The organism is Mesorhizobium sp. WSM4845, from assembly GCF_055811455.1.
Genome location: NZ_JBVVQA010000098.1, coordinates 1 through 594, shown reverse-complemented (window position 1 = coordinate 594; position 594 = coordinate 1). Strand labels below are relative to the sequence as shown.

At 64.5% G+C, this 594-nt stretch carries 1 pseudogene; it reads right to left on the bottom strand.

The annotated features are described in order from the left end of the window. Positions 1–307 precede the first annotated feature (307 nt). Positions 308–594: pseudogene (locus AC0L2C_RS34170) on the bottom strand (transposase); the annotation flags it as partial.

The following is a 594-nucleotide window of genomic DNA, read 5'->3' as shown; positions in this document are numbered from 1 at the left end:
CGAGCCGATACTCAAGAGCGTCGGGGCTGATCCTCCTGCCGGTCTGTGTGGGGAAGAGAGGATCTCGGCCGGCTGCCGTCGCGGTCTTCCACGGGCCGCGCGCCATCGCCCGCTACCAGGCCGACGGCACCCCACAAGCTCTACCCCAGCTCAGGAGCGCAGCGTGAACCGCTTCGACGCCGCTCCATCCAATGGACCCTGTGAACAGCCGCTGACGCGCCTGACCGCAGCGGCCCCACCGACAACCGAAACAGAACCGGACATGTGATGTGCTACCAAAACCGGACAACTTGAAAAGCTACCGACAGGCCCGCTCGGAACGCTGGGAGCGCTCGAACAGCTCGGTGGAGAAGCGGCCGGCGCCCTGTCTTGCGGAACCCGCAGCTCAAGCTTGCCGACCCGGGTGACAAGCGTACGGCCATAGTAGCCTGAGCGGTAGCCGAGCCGCTCCGGTGTGCGCTCGCCTTTCCAGGCGCCCAACGCCTCGTCCATCTCAGCCTCGAGCATCTCCTGAATCGTAAGCGGTGTTCTTAGGCCACAGCCTTGAGCTCGAGCTTGTTGATGTAGACCCAAGGCAGGAGATCGTCGATCTGG